Source organism: Geitlerinema sp. CS-897, assembly GCF_028368005.1.
Taxonomy (GTDB): domain Bacteria; phylum Cyanobacteriota; class Cyanobacteriia; order Cyanobacteriales; family Geitlerinemataceae; genus Baaleninema; species Baaleninema simplex.
In genome coordinates, this window is the sequence record NZ_JAQNCQ010000130.1 from 1 (window position 1) to 26,346 (window position 26,346).

At 53.3% G+C, this 26,346-nt stretch carries 21 protein-coding genes and 2 pseudogenes; 12 read left to right on the plus strand and 11 right to left on the minus strand.

What is annotated here, in order from left to right:
• Window positions 1-120: pseudogene (locus POG22_RS07975) on the plus strand (IS4 family transposase); the annotation flags it as partial.
• A gap of 8 nt (window positions 121-128) precedes the next feature.
• Here the strand turns inward: POG22_RS07975 and POG22_RS07980 are convergent.
• From POG22_RS07980 to POG22_RS08000, 5 genes are all read right to left on the minus strand, one after another.
• The gene (locus POG22_RS07980; protein ID WP_498904612.1) at window positions 129-266 is read right to left on the minus strand and encodes a hypothetical protein; all 138 of its coding nucleotides are present in this window, start codon (window positions 264-266) and stop codon (window positions 129-131) included.
• Between the two features lie 59 nt (window positions 267-325).
• Window positions 326-1,111: a PhzF family phenazine biosynthesis protein gene (locus tag POG22_RS07985; protein WP_063716250.1), complete on the minus strand. Its 786-nt coding sequence runs from the start codon at window positions 1,109-1,111 to the stop codon at window positions 326-328.
• Between the two features lie 55 nt (window positions 1,112-1,166).
• On the minus strand, window positions 1,167-1,772 hold the full coding sequence (locus tag POG22_RS07990) for a vWA domain-containing protein (RefSeq protein ID WP_063716249.1): 606 nt from the start codon (window positions 1,770-1,772) through the stop codon (window positions 1,167-1,169).
• 96 nt (window positions 1,773-1,868) lie between these two features.
• Entirely contained in the window at window positions 1,869-3,785 is a 1,917-nt protein-coding gene (locus POG22_RS07995) for an AAA family ATPase (protein WP_498904613.1), read from the minus strand.
• Window positions 3,785-4,540, minus strand: a complete 756-nt coding sequence (locus POG22_RS08000; RefSeq protein ID WP_498904614.1) for a hypothetical protein — start codon at window positions 4,538-4,540, stop codon at window positions 3,785-3,787. Before POG22_RS08000 ends, POG22_RS07995 begins: the two co-directional genes overlap by 1 nt.
• A 284-nt stretch (window positions 4,541-4,824) precedes the next feature.
• On the opposite strand from POG22_RS08000, the gene mnmG reads away from it, so the two are divergent.
• The 3 genes from mnmG to POG22_RS08015 all read left to right on the plus strand — a co-directional run bounded on the left by mnmG (window position 4,825) and on the right by POG22_RS08015 (window position 11,011).
• On the plus strand, window positions 4,825-6,741 hold the full coding sequence (gene mnmG, locus POG22_RS08005) for a tRNA uridine-5-carboxymethylaminomethyl(34) synthesis enzyme MnmG (protein ID WP_498904615.1): 1,917 nt from the start codon (window positions 4,825-4,827) through the stop codon (window positions 6,739-6,741).
• A gap of 584 nt (window positions 6,742-7,325) precedes the next feature.
• A complete protein-coding gene (locus tag POG22_RS08010) occupies window positions 7,326-10,571 on the plus strand; it encodes an efflux RND transporter permease subunit (RefSeq protein WP_498904616.1) in 3,246 nt (1,081 codons plus the stop codon).
• Between the two features lie 62 nt (window positions 10,572-10,633).
• Window positions 10,634-11,011, plus strand: coding sequence for a DUF1622 domain-containing protein (locus POG22_RS08015; RefSeq protein ID WP_498904618.1), 378 nt, complete (start codon window positions 10,634-10,636; stop codon window positions 11,009-11,011).
• A 166-nt stretch (window positions 11,012-11,177) separates the two neighbouring features.
• Here POG22_RS08015 and cynS read toward each other — a convergent pair whose 3' ends face one another.
• Complete coding sequence (gene cynS / locus POG22_RS08020) at window positions 11,178-11,621, minus strand: cyanase (protein ID WP_017658683.1); 444 nt, start codon at window positions 11,619-11,621, stop codon at window positions 11,178-11,180.
• Window positions 11,622-12,414: 793 nt separating this feature from the next.
• Here cynS and POG22_RS08025 point away from each other — a divergent pair.
• On the plus strand, window positions 12,415-13,263 hold the full coding sequence (locus tag POG22_RS08025) for a formate/nitrite transporter family protein (RefSeq protein ID WP_498904620.1): 849 nt from the start codon (window positions 12,415-12,417) through the stop codon (window positions 13,261-13,263).
• Between the two features lie 276 nt (window positions 13,264-13,539).
• Here the strand turns inward: POG22_RS08025 and POG22_RS08030 are convergent, their stop codons facing one another.
• From POG22_RS08030 to POG22_RS08045, 4 genes are all read right to left on the minus strand, one after another.
• Window positions 13,540-13,881 carry a HigA family addiction module antitoxin gene (locus POG22_RS08030; protein WP_498904621.1) on the minus strand — a complete coding sequence of 114 codons (342 nt, stop codon included), beginning with the start codon at window positions 13,879-13,881 and terminating at the stop codon, window positions 13,540-13,542.
• An 82-nt stretch (window positions 13,882-13,963) separates the two neighbouring features.
• On the minus strand, window positions 13,964-15,736 hold the full coding sequence (locus POG22_RS08035; RefSeq protein ID WP_498904622.1) for an NACHT domain-containing protein: 1,773 nt from the start codon (window positions 15,734-15,736) through the stop codon (window positions 13,964-13,966).
• Between the two features lie 148 nt (window positions 15,737-15,884).
• A complete protein-coding gene (locus POG22_RS08040; protein WP_017658678.1) occupies window positions 15,885-16,295 on the minus strand; it encodes a hypothetical protein in 411 nt (136 codons plus the stop codon).
• Between the two features lie 144 nt (window positions 16,296-16,439).
• Window positions 16,440-17,126, minus strand: a complete 687-nt coding sequence (locus tag POG22_RS08045; protein ID WP_498904629.1) for an N-acetylmannosamine-6-phosphate 2-epimerase — start codon at window positions 17,124-17,126, stop codon at window positions 16,440-16,442.
• Window positions 17,127-17,284: 158 nt separating this feature from the next.
• On the opposite strand from POG22_RS08045, the gene POG22_RS08050 reads away from it, so the two are divergent.
• The 3 genes and pseudogenes from POG22_RS08050 to POG22_RS08060 form a co-directional block, all read left to right on the plus strand.
• Complete coding sequence (locus tag POG22_RS08050) at window positions 17,285-18,013, plus strand: Bax inhibitor-1/YccA family protein (RefSeq protein WP_498904623.1); 729 nt, start codon at window positions 17,285-17,287, stop codon at window positions 18,011-18,013.
• 246 nt (window positions 18,014-18,259) lie between these two features.
• On the plus strand, window positions 18,260-19,453 hold the full coding sequence (locus tag POG22_RS08055) for a baeRF3 domain-containing protein (protein WP_498904624.1): 1,194 nt from the start codon (window positions 18,260-18,262) through the stop codon (window positions 19,451-19,453).
• A gap of 65 nt (window positions 19,454-19,518) precedes the next feature.
• A pseudogene (locus tag POG22_RS08060) lies at window positions 19,519-21,318 on the plus strand (alpha-glucosidase family protein); the annotation flags it as partial.
• On the opposite strand, the gene POG22_RS08065 reads toward POG22_RS08060, so the two are convergent.
• Window positions 21,288-22,895, minus strand: coding sequence for a glycine betaine ABC transporter substrate-binding protein (locus POG22_RS08065; RefSeq protein ID WP_498904625.1), 1,608 nt, complete (start codon window positions 22,893-22,895; stop codon window positions 21,288-21,290). The pseudogene POG22_RS08060 and the gene POG22_RS08065 sit on opposite strands and share 31 nt — an antisense overlap.
• A gap of 174 nt (window positions 22,896-23,069) precedes the next feature.
• Between POG22_RS08065 and POG22_RS08070 the strand changes: the two genes are divergently transcribed.
• The 4 genes from POG22_RS08070 (at window position 23,070) to POG22_RS08085 (ending at window position 26,248) form a co-directional block, all read left to right on the plus strand.
• Window positions 23,070-23,606: an RDD family protein gene (locus POG22_RS08070; RefSeq protein WP_017658735.1), complete on the plus strand. Its 537-nt coding sequence runs from the start codon at window positions 23,070-23,072 to the stop codon at window positions 23,604-23,606.
• 44 nt (window positions 23,607-23,650) lie between these two features.
• Window positions 23,651-23,839, plus strand: coding sequence for a 50S ribosomal protein L33 (gene rpmG, locus POG22_RS08075; protein WP_017658734.1), 189 nt, complete (start codon window positions 23,651-23,653; stop codon window positions 23,837-23,839).
• Between the two features lie 84 nt (window positions 23,840-23,923).
• On the plus strand, window positions 23,924-24,142 hold the full coding sequence (gene rpsR, locus POG22_RS08080) for a 30S ribosomal protein S18 (RefSeq protein ID WP_017658733.1): 219 nt from the start codon (window positions 23,924-23,926) through the stop codon (window positions 24,140-24,142).
• Between the two features lie 84 nt (window positions 24,143-24,226).
• Complete coding sequence (locus POG22_RS08085) at window positions 24,227-26,248, plus strand: ribonuclease catalytic domain-containing protein (protein WP_498904627.1); 2,022 nt, start codon at window positions 24,227-24,229, stop codon at window positions 26,246-26,248.
• The last annotated feature ends 98 nt before the right edge of the window (window positions 26,249-26,346 follow it).

Sequence of the window (26,346 nt, forward strand, 5' to 3'; positions counted from 1 at the left end):
AGTCAATCCCTGCTGCTCTGGAGAGATTGGATGTTGGCGCTCATGGCGTTGAAGCCTCACAAATCTCTCCATTTTCAACGAGGGCTAGAGGCTCTATCCCTTGTGAGGCAGGGGGTCTAGCTATGTTGTCACCCTCTCAGCCAACTGCCATACGCCCGAAAAATAGCGATCGTTCCTCGCGATCGCACCTCAGACAGAATTGCTTCAGCCCGAGTTGGGTTAAATTCAACACTGTAACAGTTCCAGTAAATCGCCAGAGATTGCATAGAGAGAGGTTAAAACGCAAAACCGTTCAAACTCGAACGCGGTAGCAAGAACTCGGTTGTCAAACTAACAACTGACCCCGCAACACGGTCACGGCTCGGCCGCCCAACACCACACGCTCTCCATCACGACGAACGCGGACGATCCCCCCGCGACGGGATGCTTGAAAGCCCGTCAACTCCATCTTTCCTAACTTTCTGCCCCAATAGGGGGCTAACGCGCAGTGCGCCGACCCCGTCACGGGGTCTTCGTCGATTCCCGCCGCTGGAGCGAAGAACCGCGAAACGAAGTCGTACTCAGAGTTCGAGGAACTGGTGACGATAACGCCGCGAGCAGAAAGTTTAGTGAGTTTAGCAAAATCGGGTTGCAGTTGTCGCACCTCGTCTTCTGTAGCGACTTCGACCAACAGGTCTTTCAAGACGTTTTCGCCGACGAACTGCGGTCGGACACCAAGCGCTTCGAGCAGTTGCGACGGGGGTTCGATTTGTACGACGGGACTGGCTGGAAAATCTAACTCGATCCATTCGCGATCGCGTTGGGCGCTCAAGCGACCGCTGCGGGTGTAGAAGTACAGTATGTCGTTGGGATCGGCGAGATCGAGTTCCCAAAGAGCGTGAGCGCTGGCGAGCGTCGCGTGGCCGCACAACTCGACTTCTACCTTGGGCGTGAACCAGCGCAGGCGATACCCGTCCGCTTCCGGGTGGAGAAAGGCGGTTTCGGAGAGGTTTTTTTCGGCCGCGACGCACTGCATCCAGCCTTCATCGGCGGGGTGTTCGAGAATGCAGACAGCGGCAGGATTCCCGCAATAGGGTCGGTCAGTAAACGCGTCGATTTGGAGGAGTTGCATCGCCGAGTTCTGGGCAATCGAGTATCGATAACTGTAGCAGAACTCTCGAACGATCTCAATCGATAATCGCGTTTAACAAAACGTCCGATAACGATTGTCCTTTCATATCTTCTAAGGTGACGGTATCGACGATATCGAATTTCGCCCCAGCTTCCGTGAGGCGATCGTCTAAGGCTTTTAAATACTCAGTGACCTTCGGATCGGTTCCCACTTGAATGAAGGACAACGCGAGTTCTTCGTCGCGATCGATCTGTTGGGAGGCTTGAATAATCAGTTTGATGACGGTTTTGCGATCGTCGGGTTCGCCGTCGGTAATCACGAGAAAGGTTTCGCCGTTGGGTTTAGTTTGGCCGTTTTTTTTGCGATCGAAGTAATTATTAAACGCGTCTTCGAGAACGGCGGCCAGATCGGTTTTTCCTACGGGCGTATTTTCTGCAAAAATGCGCTCGACTTTTTCGGTCGTGACGTTATCGTAACGGCGAAATTTGCTAGAAAATAAATACACCGTGATGCCGTCTGGGTCGAACTCTTCACATTTTTGGGCTAGGGCGAGTGTAGAATCTCGAACCGTTTCCCAGCGGCTTTTTCCGCCCGTTCGATCTGGTTCGGACATACTGCCACTTCGATCGATAATCAAAGTATAGTCGCGATTTTCTAACATAAAACCCCGTCAAACTGAGTTCGGTCGAAGGTATCGTAACATTTTGGCCGGAGTCGGGCTGTCAATTTTACGATATTTCTAGATCTTCAGGTTCGTTTAGGAATTGTAGCGATCGCAGTTCTGTTTGCCCACGAAATCTTCTCCCCGTTCGAGCGGTTCGTCAACGGCGGTACAGGATTGGGAATTTCCATGGCCGTGCGCTCGCAAAATCCCTCGAATCGTAGAATTTTGGATAGCGAGTCCTTTGTGCGCCACAAACGCCAAAATCCGCGATCGCGACAAACCCCAGACGCGGCGATGTAAAAAGACGTGGTAGATGGCCAACAAGGACGCCACGTCCTGCAATTCCACCCACGCTCCTCCCAACGCTTCGAGGCGTTCGAGTTCTCGCCGCGCCTTCCAGCGGTGGGGGATTTCGAGGTCGGGCGATCGCACCAGACAGCTACCGGTCAAGCCAAAGGTTTCGCGATCGCACAGTTTCCGCAACCGCGCCCCCACCGTCGCCCCGCGATCGCTCTGCACCACCGCCACGCCGATGGCCACTGGCGTTCCCTCCCTCAATCCCGATATCTTCAAATCGATCGCGCCGCGATTGAGAGATTTCGGCGCGACCTCCCGATCGACCGATCGCACCTCCACCTCTTCAACCGTCGTTCCGACGCAACTTTCGAGGGCGAAGGCCAGGGCTTTCACCACCAGTCGTTCGTCGAGCGTTTCCCGCGCGCGATCGACCTCCAAGGCGCGATCGTACGCCTGCGCCACCCGTTCGATGGGGTCGTTTTCCACCGGATGGAAATTCTCGCCACACCAGTCGATAACCTCTTGAAAATTCGAGTCTTCCCGCGCTAACGCCGTTAACTGCGCCCTGTCGAACGGATACAGCGGCGTCGGGGGAGTCAGTTGTCGCTCTCTGTAAAACTGTTGTAACCAAGCTCTCACCACCGCCGGAATCGTGGTCTCGTCCGGTTCGGACAAGCGCACCGGATCGGAGCGATCGCTGACGTGACGTACCATCGACCCCAACATCGGTTGCAGCGTCCGATACCAAGTATCCGGTATCATCGCACTCAACAGCACCGCCCCGTACCGACTTCGCAGCGATCGCACTGTTTGCGACAAGCGCACGATCGCCCCCACCGGAACGCGCACGTCCCACCGTTCCTCGAGATCGTCGTCCTCTTCCTCTTCGTCATCGAGATCGTCGAGGCGATCGAAGGCCACCAGCACCGGACGCCAATCTCCGACTAACTGTAAAATGTCCCGCAGCAACTCCAAGGCTCTCGATTCCCGAACCTCCGCCGCGTGACTCGGAAGTCCCAACTCGTCGAGTTTCCACGCCGCCAGCGATCGCCCCGCCAACCACTTTCGCGCGAAGGGCGCTTGCGACGGCGATAGCGTCCACAACATCGCCCTGACCACATCGGGATCGTCGATATCGGGTCGAACCTTAAAAAACGCCTCCGCCACGCGATCGATCCACAGGCGGTTGCGATCGTGCGGTTGCGTTTTCAACCGTTTCACCGCCATGTCCGGCGTCATCGTCTTGGCCGTCGCGTCGAGACCGCGAAACGCCTGGTTCGCCAAAAAACTCGCCAACTCTTGCCACTGCATGAATCCCGTCGCGCCCCGTTGCGTCAACCCGCGCACCACGGCCGATAGCAATCCCTGGCGGATCGCCGTCCCTTCCTGAAACTGCTGCGCGTCTACGTACACGAACGCACCGCGATCGGAGGCTTTCAACTGACGCCAAACCCGGCCGATCAGGTGAGTTTTGCCCGTTCCTTCCTCCCCCAACACCGCGAGCGTTTCGATGCGCTTTCCCCCTTCGACGGCTTCCAACGCCGCCGAAACAGCACGGGTCGCTTCTCGATGAACGCTTTCGCAGTCGGGTACTGCGCCACCCCAAACCTCGAGTTCCCCAAGTTCGGACAAACCCGAGAACGGATTGTGACGTTCGATAGCATAGTTGAGATCGGCGAGAGTACGGCGATCCAAAATTGGTAACGCCTCCACTAACGATCTATCGACTCGGAATCGACGGGAAAAAACTGCTTCGCTTCGTCACAATAGTGCCACGGAATGCCATCGGGATCTTTAGCTCGAACCCATTCGGCGAAATCTGGCTTGTGCTTGCGTTTGCCGATCGTACTCGGACTGACATCGAGCCGACGAGCCAGTTGCGCTTGAATCAGTGGCGCTGGCAAAGTCTCGGTCTCGGGTGCGATCGCCGCGCGATCGGGCGAGCGAGACGCCGTTGAATCGGGACAGAAGCAGTAACGAACATCTCCTCGTTCCGTTATTTCAAATCTAGCATCGAATTCCCGCGCTGTTTCGTCGAGTAGGGGTTTCACTTGAGACGGAGGGGACTGTACCTGTGCGGCAAACTCGTGCAGCGTAAAGGGTTGGCGGGTTTCGCGAATCTGTCGGTACAGCCGCTCTCGCAAATCGGCGGTTTGTTGTTGTCGGCGGTGGCGATCGCGCTGCCAGAACAGCAAGCCTCCCGTTCCCGCGATCGCTGCGAATCCCACGACGTTCACGGCCAGTAACATCGTCGTCAAGGTATCGAAAAACGCGCGAAAGAACGCAATGCCACCTTGTAAGATCGCTGGAACGACAAACAAAGCAGCGACGATCGCCCCGACCGTACGCCAATAGGTTTTCGGGGAAAATTCGACAGAATTACCGTTGCGGGTCATCGGTTCTGGGAGTTGAGGGACAGCTTCTCCCAAATTTTGACATATCGACGCCTGAAGACAGTCATCAGTCATCAGTGAGGAGAACGCATCATCGAGTCATCACATCATCCAGTTATCTCCCCTGTTTCCCTTTGCCTCTTTTCTTTGCATAATAGTTGCGCCCATTTTCGCTGTAATGTTTGCTTCTACAGTCGGAACAAATTACGAATAAAAACTCTAGAAACATCTTTCGATCGCTACTGTGTAATATCAACCGATTTACCGTGTCGTTGTCGCCATAGTCTCCGAACTTCCCAACTCCGACCTCAATTTTAACCGTTAAAATAGAAGACTCACCCCTTGTCAACACAGAGACTATGACCGTGAATACCCCCGTAGAATTTCAAGACGAATTTGATGTGGTCGTCGTGGGGGCAGGACACGCCGGATGTGACGCTGCCCTCGCCTCGGCGCGACTGGGTTGCCGTACCCTGTTGCTGACGCTGAACCTGGATAAAATCGCGTGGCAACCCTGCAACCCCGCTGTCGGCGCTCCGGCGAAGTCCCAGTTAGTCCACGAAGTCGATGCCCTCGGCGGCGAAATCGGCAAAATGGCCGATCGCACCTACCTACAAAAGCGCGTCCTCAACGCCTCGCGAGGACCGGCGGTGTGGGCGTTGCGGGCGCAAACAGACAAACGGGAGTATGCTGCCATCATGCGGCGCATCGTGGAAAACCAGGCAAACCTGTCGGTGCGCGAAGGCATGGTGACGGACATTGTTTTGGGGGAAAACGACGAAATTATCGGCGTTCAAACCTATTTCGGCGTCGCCTTCGAGTGCAAAACGGTTATCCTCACCACCGGAACCTTCCTCGGTGGCGTGATTTGGGTGGGGAACAAATCTATGCCAGCCGGACGCGCCGGAGAGTTCGCCGCCGTAGGACTGACGGAAACCCTGCAACAGATGGGGTTTGAAACCGATCGCCTGAAAACGGGAACCCCGGCGCGAGTAGACAAGCGATCGGTCGATTACAGCAAAATGGAACCGCAACCGCCAGACGAGGAAGTGCGCTGGTTCAGTTTCGACCCAGAAGCCTGGGTGGAACGGGAACAGATGAACTGTTACCTGACGCGGACGACGGCCCAAACTCACAAAATTATTCAAGATAACCTGCACCTGTCCCCAGTTTACGGCGGTTGGGTGGACGCGAAAGGCCCCCGTTACTGTCCCAGTATTGAGGACAAAATCGTTCGCTTCGCCGACAAACCCAGTCACCAAATTTTCATCGAACCCGAAGGTCGGGATTTCCCCGAACTCTACATTCAAGGGTTTTCCACGGGACTGCCGGAAAACCTGCAATTGCAGATGTTGCGGACGTTGCCGGGGATGGAAAACTGCGTGATGCTGCGTCCGGCGTATGCGGTGGAATACGATTACCTTCCAGCGACGCAGTGTTTCCCCACGATGATGACGAAAAAAGTCGAGGGTCTGTTCTGTGCTGGACAAATTAACGGCACGACGGGATACGAGGAAGCAGCGGCACAGGGTATCGTGGCGGGAATCAACGCAGCGCGATTCGTCCGGGGTCGAGAGATGCTGGTGTTCCCCCGCGAGGGAAGTTATATCGGCACGTTACTCGACGACCTCTGTACGAAGGAGTTGCGGGAACCCTATCGGATGTTAACGTCGCGATCGGAGTATCGGTTGGTGTTGCGATCGGACAATGCAGACCGCCGTTTGACGCCGTTAGGACGAGAAATCGGCCTGATCGACGATCGCCGTTGGAAACTGTTCGAGAGCAAGCAAGCCAACATTGCGGCGGAGAAGGAACGGTTGCACAAAACCCGCGTCAAGCAACACGACGAAGTCGGACAGCAGATTATCGACGCCACCCAACAGGGAATCAAGGGTTCGGTGACGCTGGCGGAGTTGTTGCGCCGTCCCAAGTTCCATTATGTGGATCTCGATCGCTTCGGGTTAGGAAATCCCGATCTCGCGTTAGCGGAACGAGAAGGCGCGGAAATCGACATTAAATATTCGGGATATCTGCAACGCCAGCAAAACCAAATCGACCAGATCGGTCGGGAAGCCAACCGTCCGCTTCCGGCGGATTTAGATTACGACGCCATCGAAACACTATCGAAGGAGTCGCGAGAGAAACTGTCTAAAGTTCGTCCGATGACTATCGGTCAAGCGTCGCGCATCGGTGGAGTGAATCCGGCGGACGTGAATGCGTTGTTGATTTACTTAGAAACCCGCCATCGCAAGCAAGCGGTGGGGGTTGGAAATTGACACTCCCACGAATAGAATTCGTGGGATTCTTGGCTCAACGATCTGGCTTACGCATTTGCCTCGGAAGCCAAATGCCCAGAGGCCAATATCACGCCGGCGCGTTCGCATCCCCCCAACCCCCCTTACTAAGGGGGGCTAAGGGGGGATGCCTGTTCCGGTATGCCCTACCGTACAGTGGAGTGCAAAAAATTGAGTCTCCGTGCTTGACGCTTGAAGTTTTTACCCACGCGAGCTATTTTCCGCGTGGAACCGCCAAACTTCAGTAATCATCGGTTCTCACCCTTCGGTGTCAGGTTTTTCGTGAGGTTAGCTACCTGTCCCTCAATCGGGATTGTAGCATCGAAGCTTAAAAGCTTTAACGCGTTCGTCCCACGCTTAAAAGACGTGGGCTTTGCTCCCTCTTCTGTAAATCTTAGGGGACGTGCTTTACAGTAACAGTGAGCAGTGTAACGCGAAGCAGTGTTTCAGTCACCAGTGAAGACCGGGAACGGGGAATAGGGAACGGGGAACAGGGAACAGTTAATAGTTTCTCCCCTTCTCCCCCTCTCCCTCTCTCCCCCTCTCCCCTCCTCTCCCTACCCGAAATGCAAACCCCCCTCAGCCTCAGCACCCTCGCCATCCGGCAACATATCGGAACCCTGGTTCTCACCGTGGCGGTTATCGTCTTGGGGTGGTTCGTCGTGGCGCGAATGCCCGTGGATTTGCTGCCCAGTATCACCTATCCTCGCATCGGTTTGCGGGTTGACGCGCCGGGAATCGTCCCCGAAGTCGCCGTCAACGACATTACCCGCCCCCTCGAAGAAGCCCTCGCCGCCACGGAAGGGGTGGTGCAGATTTTCTCGCAAACCCGAGAAGGGCGACTCAGTATCGACTTGTTCTTTCGTCCTGGCGACGATATCGATCGCGCCCTCAACGACGCCACCGCCGCCTTAAACCGCGCCCGCGATCGCCTTCCCGACAATTTGGAAACCCCCCGTCTGTTCAAATTCGACCCTTCCCAACTCCCGGTTTACGAAATCGCCTTAACCTCAACGGCGTTGCGTCCGGTGGATTTGCGGATTTTCGCCGATGAAGAACTCGCCCGAGAACTGACGCGGGTTCCCGGCGTCGCCAACGTGGACGTATCCGGGGGCGTGCGGGAAGAAGTGCGGGTGAACCTGGATTTAGAACGGTTGCAAGCGGTGGGGCTGAACATCTCCGATGTGGGGGACGCCCTGCGGGAACGCAACCAAGACACCTCTGGCGGCTTGATTCGCGGCGGCGAGTCCGAAGCCTTAACTCGCGTGGCGGGACGGTTTCAGGAGGCTGGAGAAATTCGGCGAGTTGCCCTCGACGACGGCGATCGCAACGAGACCCGGTCTACAGGTAAACTCTACGTGGAAAACGTCGCCCAAGTGGTGGACGGAACGGAAGAACAACGCATTTTCGTCACCCTCAACGGACAACCCGCCGTCAAAGTCAGCGTTCAGAAACAACCGGATGCCAATACGGTGGAAGTCGTCGAGGGCGTCGTCGCCAAACTCGAGGCGTTGCGGGCGTCGGGGCTGATTGCGGAGGATATGCAGTTAGAAACCACCCTGGACGAATCGCGATTTATTCAAAATTCCATTCGCAACGTGGTGACGGCGGGATTGTCGGGTTCGGGATTGGCGGCGATCGCCGTTTTACTGTTTTTGGGTTCCCTCCGTCAAACCCTCATCGTCGTCTTGGCGATTCCCCTGGCAACGCTGACGGCGACGATTTTAATGGGATCGTTCGGACTGTCGCTGAACGTCTTCAGTTTGGGCGGTTTGGCGTTGGGGGTGGGAATTGTCGTAGACAACGCGATCGTCATGTTGGAGAACATCGCCCAGGGCGTCGAAACCGCTGAGGTGGCGTCGTCGGGAACGCCTCAAACACAGAGTCGAAAGCAACAGTTCGCCCGACGAGTGCGAGAACAAGCGGAAACCTCCGCCCGCGAGTTGGAATCGGCGTTGTTAGCCTCCACGAGTACCAACTTGGTGGCGGTGTTGCCGTTTTTGATGTTGGGGGGCTTTATCTCCCTGTTGTTCAACGAACTGATTTTGACGATTAGCTTCGCCGTCGCCGCATCGATGGCGATCGCTCTCACGGTGGTTCCCGCCTTAGCTGCTCGATTGCTCGCCATTCCGGTATCGAGTCGTTTTGACCGTTTTCCACCAATTTGGCTGTTCGGACGCTTCGTGCGCTTTCTCACTGCCCTCTATCGGCAAATTTTGGCGGGGGTGTTGCGGCTTCGCTTGCTGACGATCGCCCTCGCCGTCATCGTCCTCGGCGGAAGTAGCATTTGGATGGCGGCGCGACTGCCCCAGGAGATTCTACCCCGCATCGACACGGGACAAGCGCGACTGGTGGCGCAGTTTCCCCCCGGTACGCCGTTGCCAGACAACCGCCGGGTGATGTCTGCGATCGACGAGATTCTTTTGGCGCAACCCGAAACCCAATACGCCTTTAGTACCGCTGGGGGCTTTCTCTTCGGCAGTTCCACCAGTGCCAACGCCCTGCGAGCCTCGAGTACCATTGCGTTATTACCCGGAAGTAACGTTTCGGGGTATGTCGATCGCGTCAACCAGCAGATTCAGCAAGATATTCCGTTAGTGGATACCTCGATCCGAATGCGTCCGGAATCCGTGCGGGGCTTAATTCTCAGCAACTCTCCCACCCGCGACGACATCGACGTGATGTTACAGGGGACCGATACGGAGAAATTAGACGAAGCGGGGCGCATGGTGTTGCAAGCCTTGGAAGAACGGGCCACCCTCGCCCGCTATCAACCCGACGCCGCCGAACCGCAACCGGAAGTTCAAATTCGTCCGGATTGGGAACGGGTGGCGGATTTGGGGCTATCTGCGCGAGCGATCGGGGATACGGTACAGACGGCGTTAGACGGAACGGTGGTGACGCAACTGCAACGGGACGATCGCCTGGTAGACGTGCGGTTGCGCTTGCCCGTCGGTACGGTACAACAAAAAAGTCGGTTGCGATCGATCCCCTTATTTAGCGACGGGAACGAACTCGTCCGTTTGGGAGACGTTGCCAACATCGAACCTGGCATCGCCCCCGGAGAAATTCAACGAATCAACCAACGTCAAATCGTCTTAATTGAAGGCAGTTTGGTAGAAGGCGCGAGTTTGAGTGCCGCCCTCGAAGAAGTGGATACCATTTTGGCTGAGTTGCAATTTCCTGAAGGGGTGACGCGGATTCCCAGTTCCGTCGCGGAAACCAACGAACAGTTACAGCGATCGCTGCAAATTCTCGGCGGTTTAGCCACGTTTTTGGTATTCGTGGTGATGGCCGTTCAATACAACTCGCTTCTCGATCCGTTGGCGATTATTTTGACCGTTCCCTTAGCCTTAGCCGGGGGAATTTTGGGGCTGTACGTCACGAATACCGCCGTCGGTGCCACGGCAATTGTGGGAGCAGTTTTACTCGTAGGAATTGTGGTAAACAACGCTATTTTATTAGTGGAGTTAGCCAACCAAATTCGCGAGAAAAAGCGGTTGACTCCCTACGAAGCCATGTTAGAAGCCGCTCCGCAACGGTTGCGTCCGATTTTGATGACGACGGTAACGACGGTGTTGGGGCTGTTACCGTTGGCGTTAGGAGTTGGAGAAGGTTCGGAGTTTTTACAACCGTTAGGAATTGTGGTATTTTCAGGATTGTCACTGGCAACGTTTTTAACTTTATTTATCGTTCCCTGTTTTTATACGTTGTTGCATCGTTCCCAACGTCCGCGAAAACCCAATTTTCCCCGTCGAACCTGGGATACTTCGAGAGTTGAGGAAGCGATTTCTAGTGGAACGCGAGATTAAGCTTTGGGTTGTGAATAGAATCGAGGCGATCGCGAGGTTTGATGTAGAACGTGGGAGAAGATATGGCGTTAGATGTCGTCATCTCAGAGTTTGTGATCTTGCTTAACGGCATTTTGACAAGTTTTTGTCAGTTGTTAGCGTTGTTTGTAATTGCCATTGGGGTTACGAGAGCGTTAGTTATTTTCCTCAAAGATGCCTTGTTTAGTCCTCAAACCTCCGATGCGTTTCAACGTAGCCGTTTGGTGATGGGATATTCGTTTTCCTTGGCGTTGAGTTTTTTGATTGGAGCGACGATTTTGAAGACAATGATTTCGAGTCGTTGGGATGACATTGCTCGCTTGGCGACGATTATCGCCGTTCGTACTGTACTCAACTATCTTTTATTACAGGCGATCGATCGATCTAAGTCTGATGTCAGCGCGTCGGCGGCGCAGTCGTAGACAATTCTCAGTTTTTCGATTCGTAAAACTCGAGATTCGTTGTATCTTGTATAGCCGCTATCCCCGCCAAGAGACGAAATCTCCGTCTCTGGCGGTTAAAAACATTAGGTTGAAGAGTTGAATTAGGCGATCGCTCGATTTTCAGCGATCTCCAGAATCGCGATCGCTACCATTTTTTGTAGGGCAAGAACTTTCCGCACATGACAATCTGCACGCGATCGCCTTTGGGATCTTCGACTTTTTCAACTTCTACAGAAAAGTCGATAGCGCTCATAATGCCATCGCCGAACTTTTCGTGAACCACGCTCTTAATTGGCATTCCGTAAACCTGCATAATTTCGTAAAATCGATAAATTAGCGGATCGGTGGGAATCACGGGGTCTAAAGAACCTTTGACGGGGCATTCCGTTAAGATTTCTGCCTCCTCTGCACCTAAGCCCAAGGCTTCGACAAGTTTCTGAGCTTCCTCTGGCGAAGCACTAGCTTGGCGATAAACCACCGCAGCAATCCAGACTTCATCTCGCCCAATTGTAGATTCTAGATCGGCAAAAGTTAGACCTTTTGCTTTTTTTGCAGCTAGAATTTTTTCGGTAATTTCCGGAAGTTTCACGAGTGTTTTAGGAAGAACATCGAGGCTTATCGTATCACAAAGATTTTTGGTTCGTGCAAGCCATTTTGTTTTTTTGAAGGCTTTACAAAAAAATGTTTTTTTTAGAAATTTAGTCAGAATATCCCGTTCGTTCGTAACTAATTTGTATGGAATGTTACAAAATTATCTCGATTGTCAAATAGAGACTCGGGCGATCGCCTGCAAATCCAGACCCACTGGCAATTTGAGCGACGATCGCTGCCATATCAATTCCAGTCAAATGCACTTTTGGAAAAATTTCTATGCGTTTTTCGCATAGCTTTATAAAAAACAGTATTTATTTACACAAATCTATAAAACTTCATCTTTTAGGATGCGATCGACCTCGTTTGCAAGCTGTCGCAACAGCAAACCGCGCGTTTTCGATCGCGGTGTTTTTGCCGTGGCTGTCTTGCATTTACTGCTATCCCAAAACACCAAATCAATGTCGTTAACTCGTATAAAAAAGCAGGTTGCAGTGACTTTAAGTCCAAACCTCAACATTAGCTGCGCTCCATAGGCTGACTTTTGAACGCAAGTTTTGCGAGAAAACTGCCTCCAGTTTTCAAAAACAACGAGGAATTCGATCGACCCTAAGCCCCGTCACCGTGGCGAAACCGTGCTGAAACAATTAACCGAGTCAACCGTTTCCCCCCAACAGCGATCGCCTTACAAATTTCTGAATTAAACCCTTAGAATCGCACTTCTCTAGTGCCAAAACGCTCGTACCACTGATTCACTTTCAAATTCAAATTCAAACGGGAGACAAACGCTCGTGGATTACAACGCCCCCCCCGAACTCGTCGCAGCGGCCGTCAAGGCTGGCGAAAACAAAGCTCGCCTTTCTGTGAAAAACCTCTTGATGCGCGGCTTTTACTCCGGCACGATTTTGGGAATCGGCATCACTCTGGCCGTCACGACGATGGTGCAAACCCAAATCCCCGTTCTCGGGGCAATCATCTTTCCGTGGGCATTTTGCAGCATCGTCATTTTTGGCATGGAACTGGTAACAGGGAACTTCGCCCTCATGACCACCGCCATGCTAGCTCGTCGTACCAACCTGACGCGCAGCGTTCGCAACTGGCTGTGGGTTTACTTGGGTAACTTCCTCGGTTGTGCCTTCGCCGCATTCCTAATTAGCTTCTCCCTCAGCAACGGCGGAACCCTCGCCGAACCCAACGCCGTCGCCGAAAAGCTCATGGCGATCGCGATCGCCAAATCCGTCGCCGTCCGCGAAATGGGCGCACCGGGCTTTATGCTTTTCATCGTGCGCGGTATCCTCTGCAACTTACTGGTTTGCGTCGCCGTCCTGTTGGGAATTGCCAGTAAATCCGTCCCCGGTAAAATCCTGGGTTGCTGGTTCCCCATTGCCACCTTCGTCGCCCTCGGCTTAGAGCACATCGTCGTAAATATGTACTTCCTCAACGTTGGTGTTATGCTCGGCGCACCGATTTCTGCGATCGATATGGTGTTCTGGGATTATCTCCCCGTCACCATTGGCAACCTCATCGGCGGCGGCTTGTTCGTTGGTTGTCTGTTCTACGCAACCCACAACCAACAAATCCCCCTGCGTCCTACGGGATTAGACAACGTTCGCGAAGAACGTTCGCCTATGGTTCGGTAAGAAGAATTGGTCGGCGGCTCAAGCCGCCGTATCGATTTTTATCCTTACTCGGATTTGGAATTTCAAGAGTCGTCGTGAGTTCGGCGAATCAATGATCCACAAATTCTCGATCGCGGCGGACGATTTCTAGCAGCAGTGTTTTGAGGAGCGATCGCCTGCGATCGAGTGTAGACAGGGTAATTACTGAAAATAGGGTTTAAGTTGGCAGTTTTCCAAAAATCGCGGCGGCGTTCGAGACGGTTAACGTCACGAGCGTTTCATTGTCGTAATGGAACTCTATTTTCTACTTTCGCCAAAAGTTATACCAGAAGTACGATCGTTTCCCTGAAATGGAGAAATTTTAGCTAAAACTTCCTTCTCTTTGTACAGAGCTTGGTAAAGTTCCCATGCTTGTTGTAAGTTCAACCAAAACTCAGCACTGTTACCCAAAAAGGTAGACAGTCGAAGTGCTGTACTGGGGGTAATGCCACGCTTACCGTTAACCAGCTCGTTTATGCGTTGATAGGGAACGTGAATCGCGTCAGCTAGTTCGCGTTGTGACAGTCCGAGAGGTTCTAGAAATTCGGTGAGTAAAATTTCTCCAGGGTGAGAAGGGGCGCGTTTTTTGGGAATTCTCATGGTTTGAATGCGATCGTTAAATTAAAGCGTTTTGAAGTTTCCCGACAATATCTTTTTTAGCTTGCACTAACTCTATTGTTCTCTATTCTAAATCCCCATACTCTTTCGCGAAGTGTTCCCGTAAGAGAGCGTGAACGAAGCGATAGCCGCCACCAACACGCTGGAGAAAACCCTGTTCGGTGCAGTAGTGAAGGAATTTGCTATAGTTCCAAGGGCTATAGCCGAAAATCCAAAAGGTAATGCGGAGGGCAAGGTGTTGAATTACACTCAATAAACCTCCAGCAAAAGCACCATACAAAATACTCAAGAAAATACCTTGATAAATAATAGTAAAAAATTCTGTATAATTATTTTTATCATTGGTATTTAATGAAACCAAAATGCTTATAAGAAGAAAAATTATACTAAAAATACAAGAATTTAATATTGCCTGACGAACACCTTGATTATCATGTTTTTTGGTGTTTATTTTTGTCATAAAAAAATACGCTACGCCCATCAAAAAAACAAAAATGGATTGAAAGACTACATAAAAAAAAGGCAAGAAACCAAAAATATAGCTAAAAATATAGCCAATTCCAAAACTATAAGTCACGCCTTTTAGAGTAAAAAACAAAAGTCTTTTTTTAGATTTGTCGAAGTTTACTAATAAGCTGAATTCAACCATATTTGTAGTATTTATATATCCAAATTCATCAAATAACTTAACAAAATATACGTAAAGCAACCCCAAACAGATTCCTGTCAAACCGCCAAAAATGTTTCCTTCAATAGTCCATGACAACCCACCTAAAAATAGGCATATAAATAGTGTAGACAACAAACCGTAAGCGAATCTTTGCGGTTTTAAATCTAAAAAATAAGGCTGTATTGCTTCAATCCAAAAATCTGTTTTGTACATCCAAACAAACTGTGAAGCTAACCAACCTAGCCAATATTTAGTTTTTGCATCTTGCTCATAAGGCTTTCGACCCTGTTTCGTCGCCGGTAAATTTGCTCCACCCCGATACGGCCGTTGCAACCTCGCTTCAATATACGCCTCGAATAAAATTCGCCGCCGCTCTGTTATACTTTCCTGCTGCGTCCACAATTCCACAGGTAAGTTATCGCTAGACAACACCAACAGCGTCAGCAACAACGGAGATCGAGCCAATCCCGCATCTGCATCCATCACGTCTGCGTTGTCCCGAACGGCATCCCAGAGCCAATCACACTTGGCGCGACGCAAGTAGGTTTCAATTTGTCTGTCCGTCAACGGCTGTAAAATAACAGCCCCACTTAAACCCAATTTCGTCTCGTAAAGCTGATATTCCTCCAAACGAGAACACACCACCAACGGCGTACCGCTCCAAGTCGGTAAAAACTCGTTGAGCGCCTGCACGCAAGTTTCCTGACGCTGGGACATCAACTCGTCTAAACCGTCGAGGAGCGGTAAAATTCGCCCCTCTTCAATCCATTTTTCGGTGATATCTTTCCGCACCCCGTATTTCAGCTTCAAATCGGACACCATCCAACTGGGGATGTCTCGAAACTCCGACTTCCACGCCGACAGGTTGAGCAACACGGGAACGGGATAAGCGGCGTTTTCCTGTCCTCGTTTGACTAATTCCTCCGCCAGTTGCAACAGCATCGTGGTTTTTCCCGAACCCGGCGCACCCAGGACGAGCAAACGTCCGCCGATTTCCGCTCTGTCGAAGATATCGACGATGTGGGTTCCCTCGGGACATCGTTGGCTCGACGCATTCCCGAGTTTTACGTCCAGGCTCCAAGGGGGTACAACTTGGGTGGAATCTTCGGTTTTGTCGAGTTCCACGTAAACGCGCTGGTGGAGGGATTGCGCCAACCGTCCCGCCACTTCGTTTTTTACGGCGTCGAGTAGTTTGGTTTCAGTTCGGTCGCGCGATTCGGGGGGTGCGAAGTGCTGCACCACCTGCGCGATATCGACCTTCGTGCTGTCGTTGGCGTTGATGCCTTGCTGTTTGCGATCGCCCGTCATCGCCGTTCTAGCTGAAATTTTGCTCGATTTTTTGGTTGAAGTTCGCCGTGGCGCTGTCGTTTATCACGATACCTTGTTGCTTGCGGCGATCGATCTTAATTTCAATAGGCGGAAGTTGCGCCTCGACTTCCTCCACAACCGCCGCCATTTCAGGATCTTCGACTTCCACTTCTACCATTTCCGCCAACAGTTCCGGATTGTCGAAGGGGTTTGCTTCCGCCGGAAGCCGCTTCTGTACGCGATCGCCGAACTGACTCACGCGATCGCGCAACTGCGTCGAGAGTTTTGTGGCGGCAGACTTGACGGGAGGCAACGCCGCCGCCAGCATATCTTTAGTCACCGTCTCGCTGGTAGTTTCAGCGGCTTTTTTCAACATCACCGCCGCGATCGCCACCAGTCCCCATTCGATCGGTTCCATCGGCTCTCTCTCGCACTTACAGCACTTTAGCCCCAGCATAACCGCCGACACTGAGAAACTGGCGAACCTCCCACCCTACCTGATTTCCGTCTGACATCGAGCGAAATTCCCTTGACAGTGCGTCAGTCAGAGAGAATTTCCCAGTTAAGATCGCCGGGCAGCATCGACACGAGTACAATAGCGATCGACCAGGATGTCGATTCCCGTAATCGCCGTTCCCACCACCACCGCATCAGCACCGATCGCGATCGCCCGTTCGGCCATGTCTGGCGAGGCAATCCCCCCTTCACACACCAGGAGTCCATCGAGCCGCCGCACCATCTCTGCTAACAACTCGAAGCCGGGAGGTTTCAAGTGTTGCGTCTGCGGTGTATACCCGTACAGCGTTGTTCCGATAATATCGACTCCCGCCTCTGCTGCCGCGATCGCGGCCGCGATCGAATCGATATCTGCCATCACCCGCTTCCCCAACTCCTCCCGTACCCGTTTCGCGATGTCCGAAAACCCTTCTCCCCCCGGACGCGGGCGCAACGTGGCATCGATGGCAATAATATCGGCTCCCGCTTCAGCCACCGATCGCGCGTGGTGAAACTGCGGCGTAATATAAACTTCGGAATCGGGAAGTACTTGTTTCCACAAGCCAATTATCGGCGTGTCGGGGAGGCGATCGCGTACGGCTCGGATATGTTCCGGGGAGTCGATGCGAACCGTCACCGCCCCGCGCAACACCGACGCCTGCGCCATCGCTGCAATAACGTAAGCATCGTGAAGCGGAGAGTCCGCCGGAGCTTGACAGGAGACGATCGTACCGCGAAGTCGAGAATCGAGCATAGCCAGGTGTCCGGTGACGTGACGGAGAACGCCCTCTATTGTCTCAAAAAGTCGCGATCGCCCCTCTGCAATTCCCACGATCGCCGCAATTGGAAAAAATAGGGAAAATAGAGGATAGGTCTTTTTCCGTTCGCATATTGTTTAGGAGACCCAATAATATGAGCAACACGAGTAATTTCAGAGAAGCTTGGATGCAGGCTCGCGGAAACGCGATCGTCGGTCCGAACGTCGTCGCCAACGCCCTCCCCTTCCTCGGAGGCGGGTTAGTGCTGACGGCGGCGGGAACCTACGGCGGACTCGCCGTTTTGAGCAGCAATCCCGGCATTTTCATGCCCACCTTCTGGGTGGCGTTGATTGCTGAAATCGTCCTGTTCTTCGTCGTGCGTGGCATTGCCGAAAAAGCAAACAACAGCGTCGCTTTACCGCTGCTGGCCACCTACAGCCTGCTGTCTGGCTACACTCTCAGCGGTTTGGTAGCCTTGGCTCTGGCCACTCCTGGCGTCGGCATTACGGGCATCGGGATCGCGGCTTTAGGATGCGGTGTTACCTTCATCGCCGCCCGTCAAATCGGGTCGAACCTGTCTGAAGAAGACGGGATGGCACTGACGAAAACCATTCAACTCGGTGTCATCGCCCTGTTAGTGGTGTTAGTCGGACAACTCCTGTTTTCCCTGTTTGGCGTGTTCACCCCCACCTGGCTCGAAGTCGGGATTTCTGGCTTCGGCACCTTACTGTTTGTCGGCGTGGCGGTGGTGGACTTCTTCGTACTGCCTCGTACCTACCGTAACGAACAGTATCTCTCGGCAGCCCTGTCGATGTATCTGACGTACATCAACCTGTTTATTTTCATCTTGCGGCTGCTAATCGCGCTCAACAGCCGCGACTAGGTGGCTGACCGTCACCCGTTCGGGACTTGACGGGTAAAACGACACAAACCCCGACCTCCAGTATCTCGTCGATATTGGGGGTCTTTATTTACTGTAAAGCGCGACGACCGTTTTCCGGTCACGTTCTCACCATGTCATCACAAATTGCAAAACGCCGATCGATTGTCTACCGAAAGAAGGATGTAAACAGCCGTGCTTTTTTCTGCAATGGAAATAGATATAAACAAATTCGAGGTGTTTACTTTTATGACGATTTCGATCGCTTCCTTTATTCAATCTGAGCTAGAGGATTTAACTCAAATCGATCGCGATCCCTGTGTATCTCTCTATATGCCGACACACCCGGCAGGAGTGCCATCGGTACGAGAAGATCCGGTACGTTTAAAAAACCTCGTCAGCGGAGCGGAGCGACAACTCCAAGAACGAGGTTTACCGAGATCGGCGATCGACAACATCCTGAAACCTGCCCGACAACTCATCCAACCGGAAAATCGGAATTTTTGGCAATCCCAAAATCAAGGACTGGCCTTGTTTTTGACTGAAGGAACGTCCTACCACTATCGCCTTCCCCAGAACTTCGAGCCGTTGGCGGTCGTCGGAAATCGTTTCTACCTCAAGCCTCTGTTCGGTCTGTTGTCCGAGGACGGACATTTTTACATTTTGGCCTTGAGTCTCAACGGCGTCCGCCTATGTCGGGCGACTCGCTACCATATTGAAGAACTCAGCTTCGATCGCGCTCCCCAAGGTTTGGCTGAGGCTCTGCAATACGACGATCCCGAAAAACAGGTACAGATCTATACGGGCGGTTCGAGTACCACTGTGCGCTACGGACAAGGGGTAGCTGCGAGCGATCGCAAAGAGACGATTCACCGGTATTTCCAACAGGTCGATCGCGCGGTTTGCGAGACACTGGGACACTCGAACCGTCCTCTCGTCTTAGCAGGTGTCGATTACCTACTACCGATTTATCGAGAGGTCAACAGCTACCCGACCCTTCTCGAAAAAGGCATTGAAGGAAATCCAGACGACTGTAAACTAGAAACCCTGCTTCGCGAAGCGTGGCACGTTGTCGAACCCTATTTCAAACGACAACAACAGCAAGCGCGAGAGCAATTTCACGAACTCGTGGGAACGGGACAAGCCACCGATCGCCTCGAGGAAATCGTTCCGGCGGCCTGCTACGGTCAAGTCGATACCCTCTTTATCGCCGAAGGCGTCCGACGCTGGGGTCGGTTCGACCCACAAACGCGCCGCGTCGAAATGGAATCGTCTGACTCGACCAACGCCGAAGACTTGTTAGAGTTAGCCGCTCGTCAAACCTTGTTGCAAAACGGAACCGTGTATTTGGTCGAACCGAAACAGGTTCCCAGCGAAGAAACTTCGGTAGCAGCCGTGTTTCGATATCCCGTTCCGGCCGGTCAGCCCGAACGTCCCGCGTAACGTTCGATCGCGATCGCGATTTCGATGGGATCGCGATCGTGACGTTTTTGAGGAGGGAAACAACCATGCGGAAAATTCAAAAACTCAAAACCCCTCGTCTACAAACTAACGACGAACAATGGTGGCGTCAGCCTGTTATCCACCGCCGAGCTTGGACTTGGGAAGACTCCAACAATCTTTCCCATAACGGCCAGTGGTGGCAGCACGCTGTCATCTATCAAATTTCACCCTTGAGTTTCTTCGACTCCAGCGGCAACGGTATGGGCGATCTCCAGGGCATCATTCATAAAATGGACTATATCGCCTCCCTCGGCGTCGATGCCATTTGGCTTTGTCCGGTATTCGAGGCGTCGATGGACGATTTCGGCTACGCCGTCACGGATATGCTCGATATCGATCCGTTATTCGGCGATTTAGGAGATTTCGATCGCCTGCTCGACATCGCCCACTCGTTTGGCTTGAAAGTTCTCATCGATCAGGTTTGGAACCACACCTCCGACCAACATCCTTGGTTCGTCGAAAGTCGTAAGAGTCGCGATAACGATAAAGCCGATTGGTACGTTTGGGCAGATCCGAAACCGGACGGACATTCGCCGCCGAACAATTGGGTTTCGGCGTTTATGGGAAAAAGTGCGTGGGAGTGGGACAACTACCGCCAACAGTATTATTTTTATAATTTTTTGCCCAGTCAACCGGAGTTGAACTGGCACAATCGGGACGTAATCGATGCCGTGTTGAGTCGCGCTCAATTTTGGCTCGATCGCGGCGTGGACGGGTTCCGTATGGATGCGGTCAATTTTTACGTCCACGATCGCCAACTGCGAGACAACCCGAAACGCTCTGAGAAAGTCCCGCTTCCCGACGGTATCGCCCCAGACAATCCCATGGTGGACTATCTGTTTCGCTATAACTTTTGCCGTCCGGAGAATTTCAAAGCTCTCAAACCCATTCGCGAACTGGTCGATCGCTATCGCGGTGTCGTGACGTTAGGCGAGGTGACGCTGTGCGAAGATTCCATCGACCTCTCGAGTCAGTACGTCAAGGGAGACGATCGCCTCCATCTGGTGTACAACAGCGCCTTGCTGCAAGACGAACCGATGACAGCGAAGATGATGCGTCGCATTCTCAAACGCATTCAAATTCACTTTCCTGAAGGCGGACAATGTTGGATCGTCGGAAACCACGATTACGGACGCCTGCGATCGCAATGGACGGAAACGACCGTTAAAGGACAACCCTACCCCGAAGAGTTCTATCACATGATGGCGGCGTTGCTGTTGTCTTTGCCCGGAGCGTTTTGTCTCTATCAAGGGGACGAGTTGGGACTGCCCGAAGCTAAAATTCCCAAAGACATTCCCGAGGACAAAATTCGCGATCCCTTTGGTAAGGCACTGTACCCCAAAGTACCGGGTCGAGACGGGTCTCGCACGCCCATGCCTTGGGATTCGCGGCAAAAACACGCTGGGTTTACCACCGCTGAAGAACCGTGGCTTCCGATTCCCAAAAACCATCTCAGCCGCTCCGTCGACCGACAGAACAGCGATCCCGAATCCTTGCTCAATACCTGGCGGCGGTTGCTGCATTGGCGTCGCAGCCAACCTGCGTTGATTGCGGGAGATTTTCAACTGTTGGAAACCGACCCGCGAGTTCTCGGCTTTGTGCGCGAATATGCCGAACAGCGGCTGTTGTGTCTGTTCAACATTAGCGACGAATCGGTACGGTACGATCTGACGGAAAACGCCGAATGCGAGTCGGTGTTCGGTACCGAATGCGACGTACTTTCGCCCGACAGCATCGCAGAACCTTCTCGAGGCAACGCGATCGTCCTGCGCTCCTACAGTTGTTTTTTCGCCAACTTGCTCAGTTCCGAAAATCTCGAGGCGGAACTCGCGGTTTCAGAGGAGACGACCTCGGAAGATCGTGAGGACAAGAACTCCCTAACCACCTCAGCCAACGGGCGAAACTCCCCGTCTACGGCGTAGTTCATCGCCTGAATGTCGGATTCGCTAATTTGTCCGGCTAACTGTGCGATCGCCTCCCTCACTTCGGGATATCGTTCTAAGGTCTCCCGCGAAAACACCGGAACTGCTTCGTAAGGCGGAAAATACTGTTTGTCGTCTTCTAAAACTACTAAATCTAACTTTCCCAGCAAGCCGTCCGTGGAATTGGCCGCCACCACATCGACTTGATGGTGGACGAGGGCGCGATACATCAACCCCAGTTCCATGATGTCGGGCGATCGCGCGAAGTCGAGGTCGTAAGTTCTTGCTAAACCCGGATATCCGTCGTCTCGCTCGATAAACTCGTACCCGAATCCCGGTCGCCACTCGTCCGCCTGTCGTTTCAAATCTGAGAGCTGCTGCAACTTGTAGCGTCGCGCGTCCTCCCCGCGCACCACGATCGCGAAGGTGTTCTCAAAGCCCAGACTGGGCATCACTACTAGATCGAACTGTTCTTTATAAGCTTTTCTAACTTCTCGTTCGACCGTTTCAGCATCGGCGATGGGGTCGCGGTTCAAAATCCCCGCAAACGCCGTTCCGGTATATTCCACGTAACCGTCGATCTGTCCAGATTTCACTGCCTCGTGACAGATAAACGTTCCCCCGAGGTTAAACTGTCGCGCTACAGTTAGATTTGTATTGTTTTCGATTTGCTGTGCCAGGAGTTCCCCGAGAACGACCTGTTCGGTGAAGTTTTTCGAGCCGATGGCGATATCTCCCGAGGCGGGGGACGTGGAATCCGAAGGCGAATAGAGTGCGATCGCCCCCAACAGACCCACCAACACCAACAGTGCCACACTACGAGGCGTCGAGCTTTTGCGCCACCCTCCACCTTGACGGAGGACTTTCTCAACCTGTCCGATGGCGAAATCTGCCAGCAGAGCCATAATCGCCGCTGGAACCGCCCCCGCCAAAATCAACGAATTGTTCACCGTGGCGATGCCGCGAAAGATAAACACGCCCAAACCGCCCGCCCCGATCGCCGAAGCAATAGTAGCCACGCCAACGCTCGTCACCGTCGCCACCCGTACCCCAGCGATAATCACGCCCATCGCCAGGGGAAATTCCACTTTCGACAGCAATTGGCGATCGGTCATTCCCATACCGCGCCCCGCCTCTACGATCGCCGGATCGACGCTGCGAATTCCAGCATAGGTATTGCGGACGAGGGGCAGCAGCGCGTACAAAAACAGGGCGACGATCGCGGGAATTTTACCGATTCCACCGAGTAAGGGAACGGAGATGAGAAAGCCAAAAATCGCCAAACTGGGGATCGTCTGTACGGCGTTGGCGAAGCCGATAACCGGCGGTGCGAGTTGAGGGCGTCGCGTCACCAGCAACCCCGCCGGAATACCGATACAGAGTGCGATCGCCACCGAAAGCGCCACCAGCAGCAAATGCTCTCCCGTTCGCAACCAAATTTCGGAACCATACTGAAGCATAATTGACAATTGATAAGGAAACAGGGCATCGGGAATAGGAAACAGGAAACAGGAAACAGGAAACAAGGAATAGTTTCTCCCCCTCTCCCTCTCTCCCCCTCTCCCTCTCTCCCCCTCTCCCCTGCCCCGAACGTGGCACTATTAAAATAATGCTGGCAATTCCCAACACTGTCGATGGACAACGATCCGATTTACGATCGCGTGCCGCGAGTTCCCCTGTGGCGTCGAGGTTGCGCCTTTGCGCTCGATAGCGCGATCGCCTGGTTTCTCTGCGCGATGCTCGGCGGCCCCAATGGTTTCGCGCAGTTTGTCAGTTTTGCCCTGGCCTGGCTCGCGATGCGCGTGGTGGTGGCATCCTCCAACTACGGACAGAGTCCCGGTCGCTGGGCGTTCGATATGCGCGTGGTCGACAACCGCTACAAGCGCACCCCCGGTCTCGTAGAACTCGCCAAACGAGAAGGAATGGCGGGACTGTTTGCGTTTTGGGCGATTTCGGGCTTTTTTAGCTTAGCGTCGCGCAATGCCTTTTATCTGTTGGGACTGGTTCCCCTCAGTATCGATCTCGGTATTGCCTGGTTCGATCCCCTCGATCCCTCCGCCTTACACGATCGCATCGCCAATACTCGCGTCGTCGCCACCCGACGGGGCTACTCCTTGGACGTAAAAGCCAAAAAATGGGTTGCCCTAATCCGGCAAAATATGAAACAATAGACGATCGCGTCTGAATTTGTTCACAGAAGAAACACGAGACGATTATGGCTAAGGGCGTCCGCATTGTCGTGACCCTCGAATGTACCGAGTGTCGTACCAATACCAACAAGCGATCGAAGGGCGTGTCTCGCTACACGACCCAGAAAAACCGTCGCAACACCACGGGGCGCATGGAACTGAAGAAGTTCTGCCCCCACTGCAACACGCACACGGTTCACAAAGAAACCAAATAGTGTCAATTTCATAGTCCCGAGACGCTTTCAACGCCTCTCGGCTGCTAAACCCCAACCTTCAATTGTTTAGGAGTAAAGCATTCCATGGCTACGTTTTACCGTCGTCGCGTATCTCCCATCAAACCGGGAGATCCCATCGACTACAAAGATGTCGATCTGCTCAGAAAATTTATCACCGAACGGGGAAAAATCCTGCCTCGCCGCATTACAGGTTTGACGGCTCGCCAACAGCGCGACCTGACCAAAGCCATCAAACGCGCTAGAATAGTGGCACTGTTGCCGTTCTTGAATAAAGAAGGGTAATGTTTTTTTGTCGTGCGTTAGCTGTCGGTACGAGATCGACGGCTAGCGGCGGGATAACGACGCAAACGTGGAATTGGTAGGCTGGTGGAGAAGGGAAATCTCGTAGAATTTCGACTGCACGGCGAGCGCCGCCTCGGGGTGCTAGACCGTCCAGAAGGCAAGAAAAACTGGGTGGCATTCGACGATCGAGGCCAGTCTCGGAGTCTATCACCCAAACAAATTACGTTTCACCTCAACAGTCAAGTCTTTAGCCCTTCAGAGTTAGAGCCGCTACTCGAGGAAGCACAGACTTACTTCGATCCCTCGAGTTTGGAAGTCGCGTGGGAGTTTCTCTCCGAAGATGGAGAGTCGATCGACCCCAGCGGACTCGCGCAACTGCTCTTTAACGACGAGACTCCGGCTCAACAGTACGCCGCCCACTGTTTGCTGTCGGACGATAAAATTTATTTCAAACAAAAAGGCGATCGCTACGAGCCAAGACCCGCTTCGCAAGTGGCCGATCTCAAACACCAAATCGAGGCAGAAGCCCAACGCCAGCAAGAGTGGCAAGACTTTCTCGATCGCGTTAACCAAGCCCTGTCTGGAGACTCGGTCGAATGGAGTCAGAGCGATCGCAACCGCATCGACGCCCTCGAACGCTTAGCTGCCCTCGGAAACGAAACCCCCTCTCGCGCAGCCGCCAAAGAAATTCTCGAAGCCCTCGATCGCCCCGAAACGCCACAATCGGCCTTTCAGCTTTTAGTGGATTTGGGTTTGTGGAGTCCCCACGAAAATCTCTTCCTCCGACGCACCCAGATTCCCACGCACTTCTCGAACAAGGTTCTCGACGTGGCGCAACGCTGTCTGACTTCTCCGCCCCCAGATTCCGAGCCGAACCGACTCGATCTCACCCACCTCAAAATCTATACCATCGACGATACCAGCACCCAAGAAATCGACGACGGACTGAGTCTAGAATATCTCGAGGACGGCCGACAGCGTCTGTGGATTCACATCGCCGATCCCACCCGCTGGCTGACCCCCGGCGACGAACTGGACTTAGAAGCTCGGCGACGCTGCACTACAGTTTATCTGCCGACGGGTATGACCCCCATGCTGCCGACGGAACTGGCAACGGGGCCAATGAGTTTGAACCAGGGACAAACCTGTTGCGCCCTCAGCTTCAGCGTCGTTCTCGAAGAAACCGGGCAAGTGAGCGAATATAGCATTCATCCAAGTTGGGTCAAACCGACTTATCGCCTCACCTACGACGACGTAGACGAGATGCTGCAACTGGGGTTGCGAGCCGAACCGGAAATTTCCGACCTGGCTGGGTGGGCGAAGAAACGCCAGGCTTGGCGACAAACGCGGGGGTCGATTTCTATTCATCTACCCGAAGCGTCCATTAAGGTCAAAGGAGAAGAGGTGACGATCGAGGTTCTCGACGATTCCCTTTCCCGGAATCTAGTCGCGGAAATGATGATTTTAGCGGGGGAAGTCGCTGCCCATTACGCCCAAACCCACAACGTCGTCATTCCCTTCCGCCACCAACCTCAACCCGAACTGCCTTCGGAAGAGGAACTCTTGCAACTGCCAGCGGGGCCGGTGCGTTTTTGCGCCATCCGTCAATGTATGCCCCGCAGCGAAACGAGCATTCTACCCAACCGCCACGCCAGTCTCGGTCTCGACACTTACACGCAAGTCACCTCTCCGATTCGGCGGTATACGGATTTGTTGACGCACTTCCAGCTTAAAGCCCACCTGCGAGGAGAGGCCCAACCGTTTTCAGCCGAGCAAGTCCAGCAGATGATGGCGAGTATTATGTCCTCGGTCAAAGAAGCGGTTTTGGTCGAGCGTCAAACCTCGCGATATTGGGCGATCGAGTATCTGCGCCGCCGCACGGACGAAACCTGGCAAGCTCTGGTGTTGCGCTGGATTCGCGAAGACGAAAATTTAGGCGTGATTCTCCTCGAAGAAATCGGCATCGAGTTCGTGTGGCGTTTTCCCCGAGCGGTGCAACTTGGCGAACGGCTCGACCTCCGGGTGACTTACGCCGATCCCCGCGAAGACACGATTCAATTCCAAGAAGTCGCTGCCAGCCCAGCTTTTACAGTGAGCAGCCAGTAGGGTGCCGTGACGCGGGCGTCAAAACGTCGCTGCCCTCCGGTAAGTGGAATTTACCGCGTCACGCACCGCCCCCCAACCTGCCAGCCCAGCTTTTACAG

What these genes read in the sequence shown, in the direction of transcription:
- rpsR (WP_017658733.1), top strand. Translation starts at nt 23,924, where the DNA reads ATGGCTACGTTTTACCGTCGTCGCGTATCTCCCATCAAACCGGGAGAT.
- POG22_RS08065 (WP_498904625.1), bottom strand. Translation starts at nt 22,895, where the DNA reads ATGCTTCAGTATGGTTCCGAAATTTGGTTGCGAACGGGAGAGCATTTG.
- POG22_RS08050 (WP_498904623.1), top strand. Translation starts at nt 17,285, where the DNA reads ATGAGCAACACGAGTAATTTCAGAGAAGCTTGGATGCAGGCTCGCGGA.
- POG22_RS08000 (WP_498904614.1), bottom strand. Translation starts at nt 4,540, where the DNA reads ATGACTGATGACTGTCTTCAGGCGTCGATATGTCAAAATTTGGGAGAA.
- POG22_RS07985 (WP_063716250.1), bottom strand. Translation starts at nt 1,111, where the DNA reads ATGCAACTCCTCCAAATCGACGCGTTTACTGACCGACCCTATTGCGGG.
- mnmG (WP_498904615.1), top strand. Translation starts at nt 4,825, where the DNA reads ATGACCGTGAATACCCCCGTAGAATTTCAAGACGAATTTGATGTGGTC.
- POG22_RS08030 (WP_498904621.1), bottom strand. Translation starts at nt 13,881, where the DNA reads ATGAGAATTCCCAAAAAACGCGCCCCTTCTCACCCTGGAGAAATTTTA.
- POG22_RS08015 (WP_498904618.1), top strand. Translation starts at nt 10,634, where the DNA reads ATGGCGTTAGATGTCGTCATCTCAGAGTTTGTGATCTTGCTTAACGGC.
- POG22_RS07980 (WP_498904612.1), bottom strand. Translation starts at nt 266, where the DNA reads ATGCAATCTCTGGCGATTTACTGGAACTGTTACAGTGTTGAATTTAAC.
- POG22_RS08070 (WP_017658735.1), top strand. Translation starts at nt 23,070, where the DNA reads ATGGACAACGATCCGATTTACGATCGCGTGCCGCGAGTTCCCCTGTGG.
- POG22_RS08045 (WP_498904629.1), bottom strand. Translation starts at nt 17,126, where the DNA reads ATGCTCGATTCTCGACTTCGCGGTACGATCGTCTCCTGTCAAGCTCCG.
- POG22_RS08010 (WP_498904616.1), top strand. Translation starts at nt 7,326, where the DNA reads ATGCAAACCCCCCTCAGCCTCAGCACCCTCGCCATCCGGCAACATATC.
- POG22_RS08040 (WP_017658678.1), bottom strand. Translation starts at nt 16,295, where the DNA reads ATGGAACCGATCGAATGGGGACTGGTGGCGATCGCGGCGGTGATGTTG.
- POG22_RS07990 (WP_063716249.1), bottom strand. Translation starts at nt 1,772, where the DNA reads ATGTTAGAAAATCGCGACTATACTTTGATTATCGATCGAAGTGGCAGT.
- rpmG (WP_017658734.1), top strand. Translation starts at nt 23,651, where the DNA reads ATGGCTAAGGGCGTCCGCATTGTCGTGACCCTCGAATGTACCGAGTGT.
- POG22_RS08055 (WP_498904624.1), top strand. Translation starts at nt 18,260, where the DNA reads ATGACGATTTCGATCGCTTCCTTTATTCAATCTGAGCTAGAGGATTTA.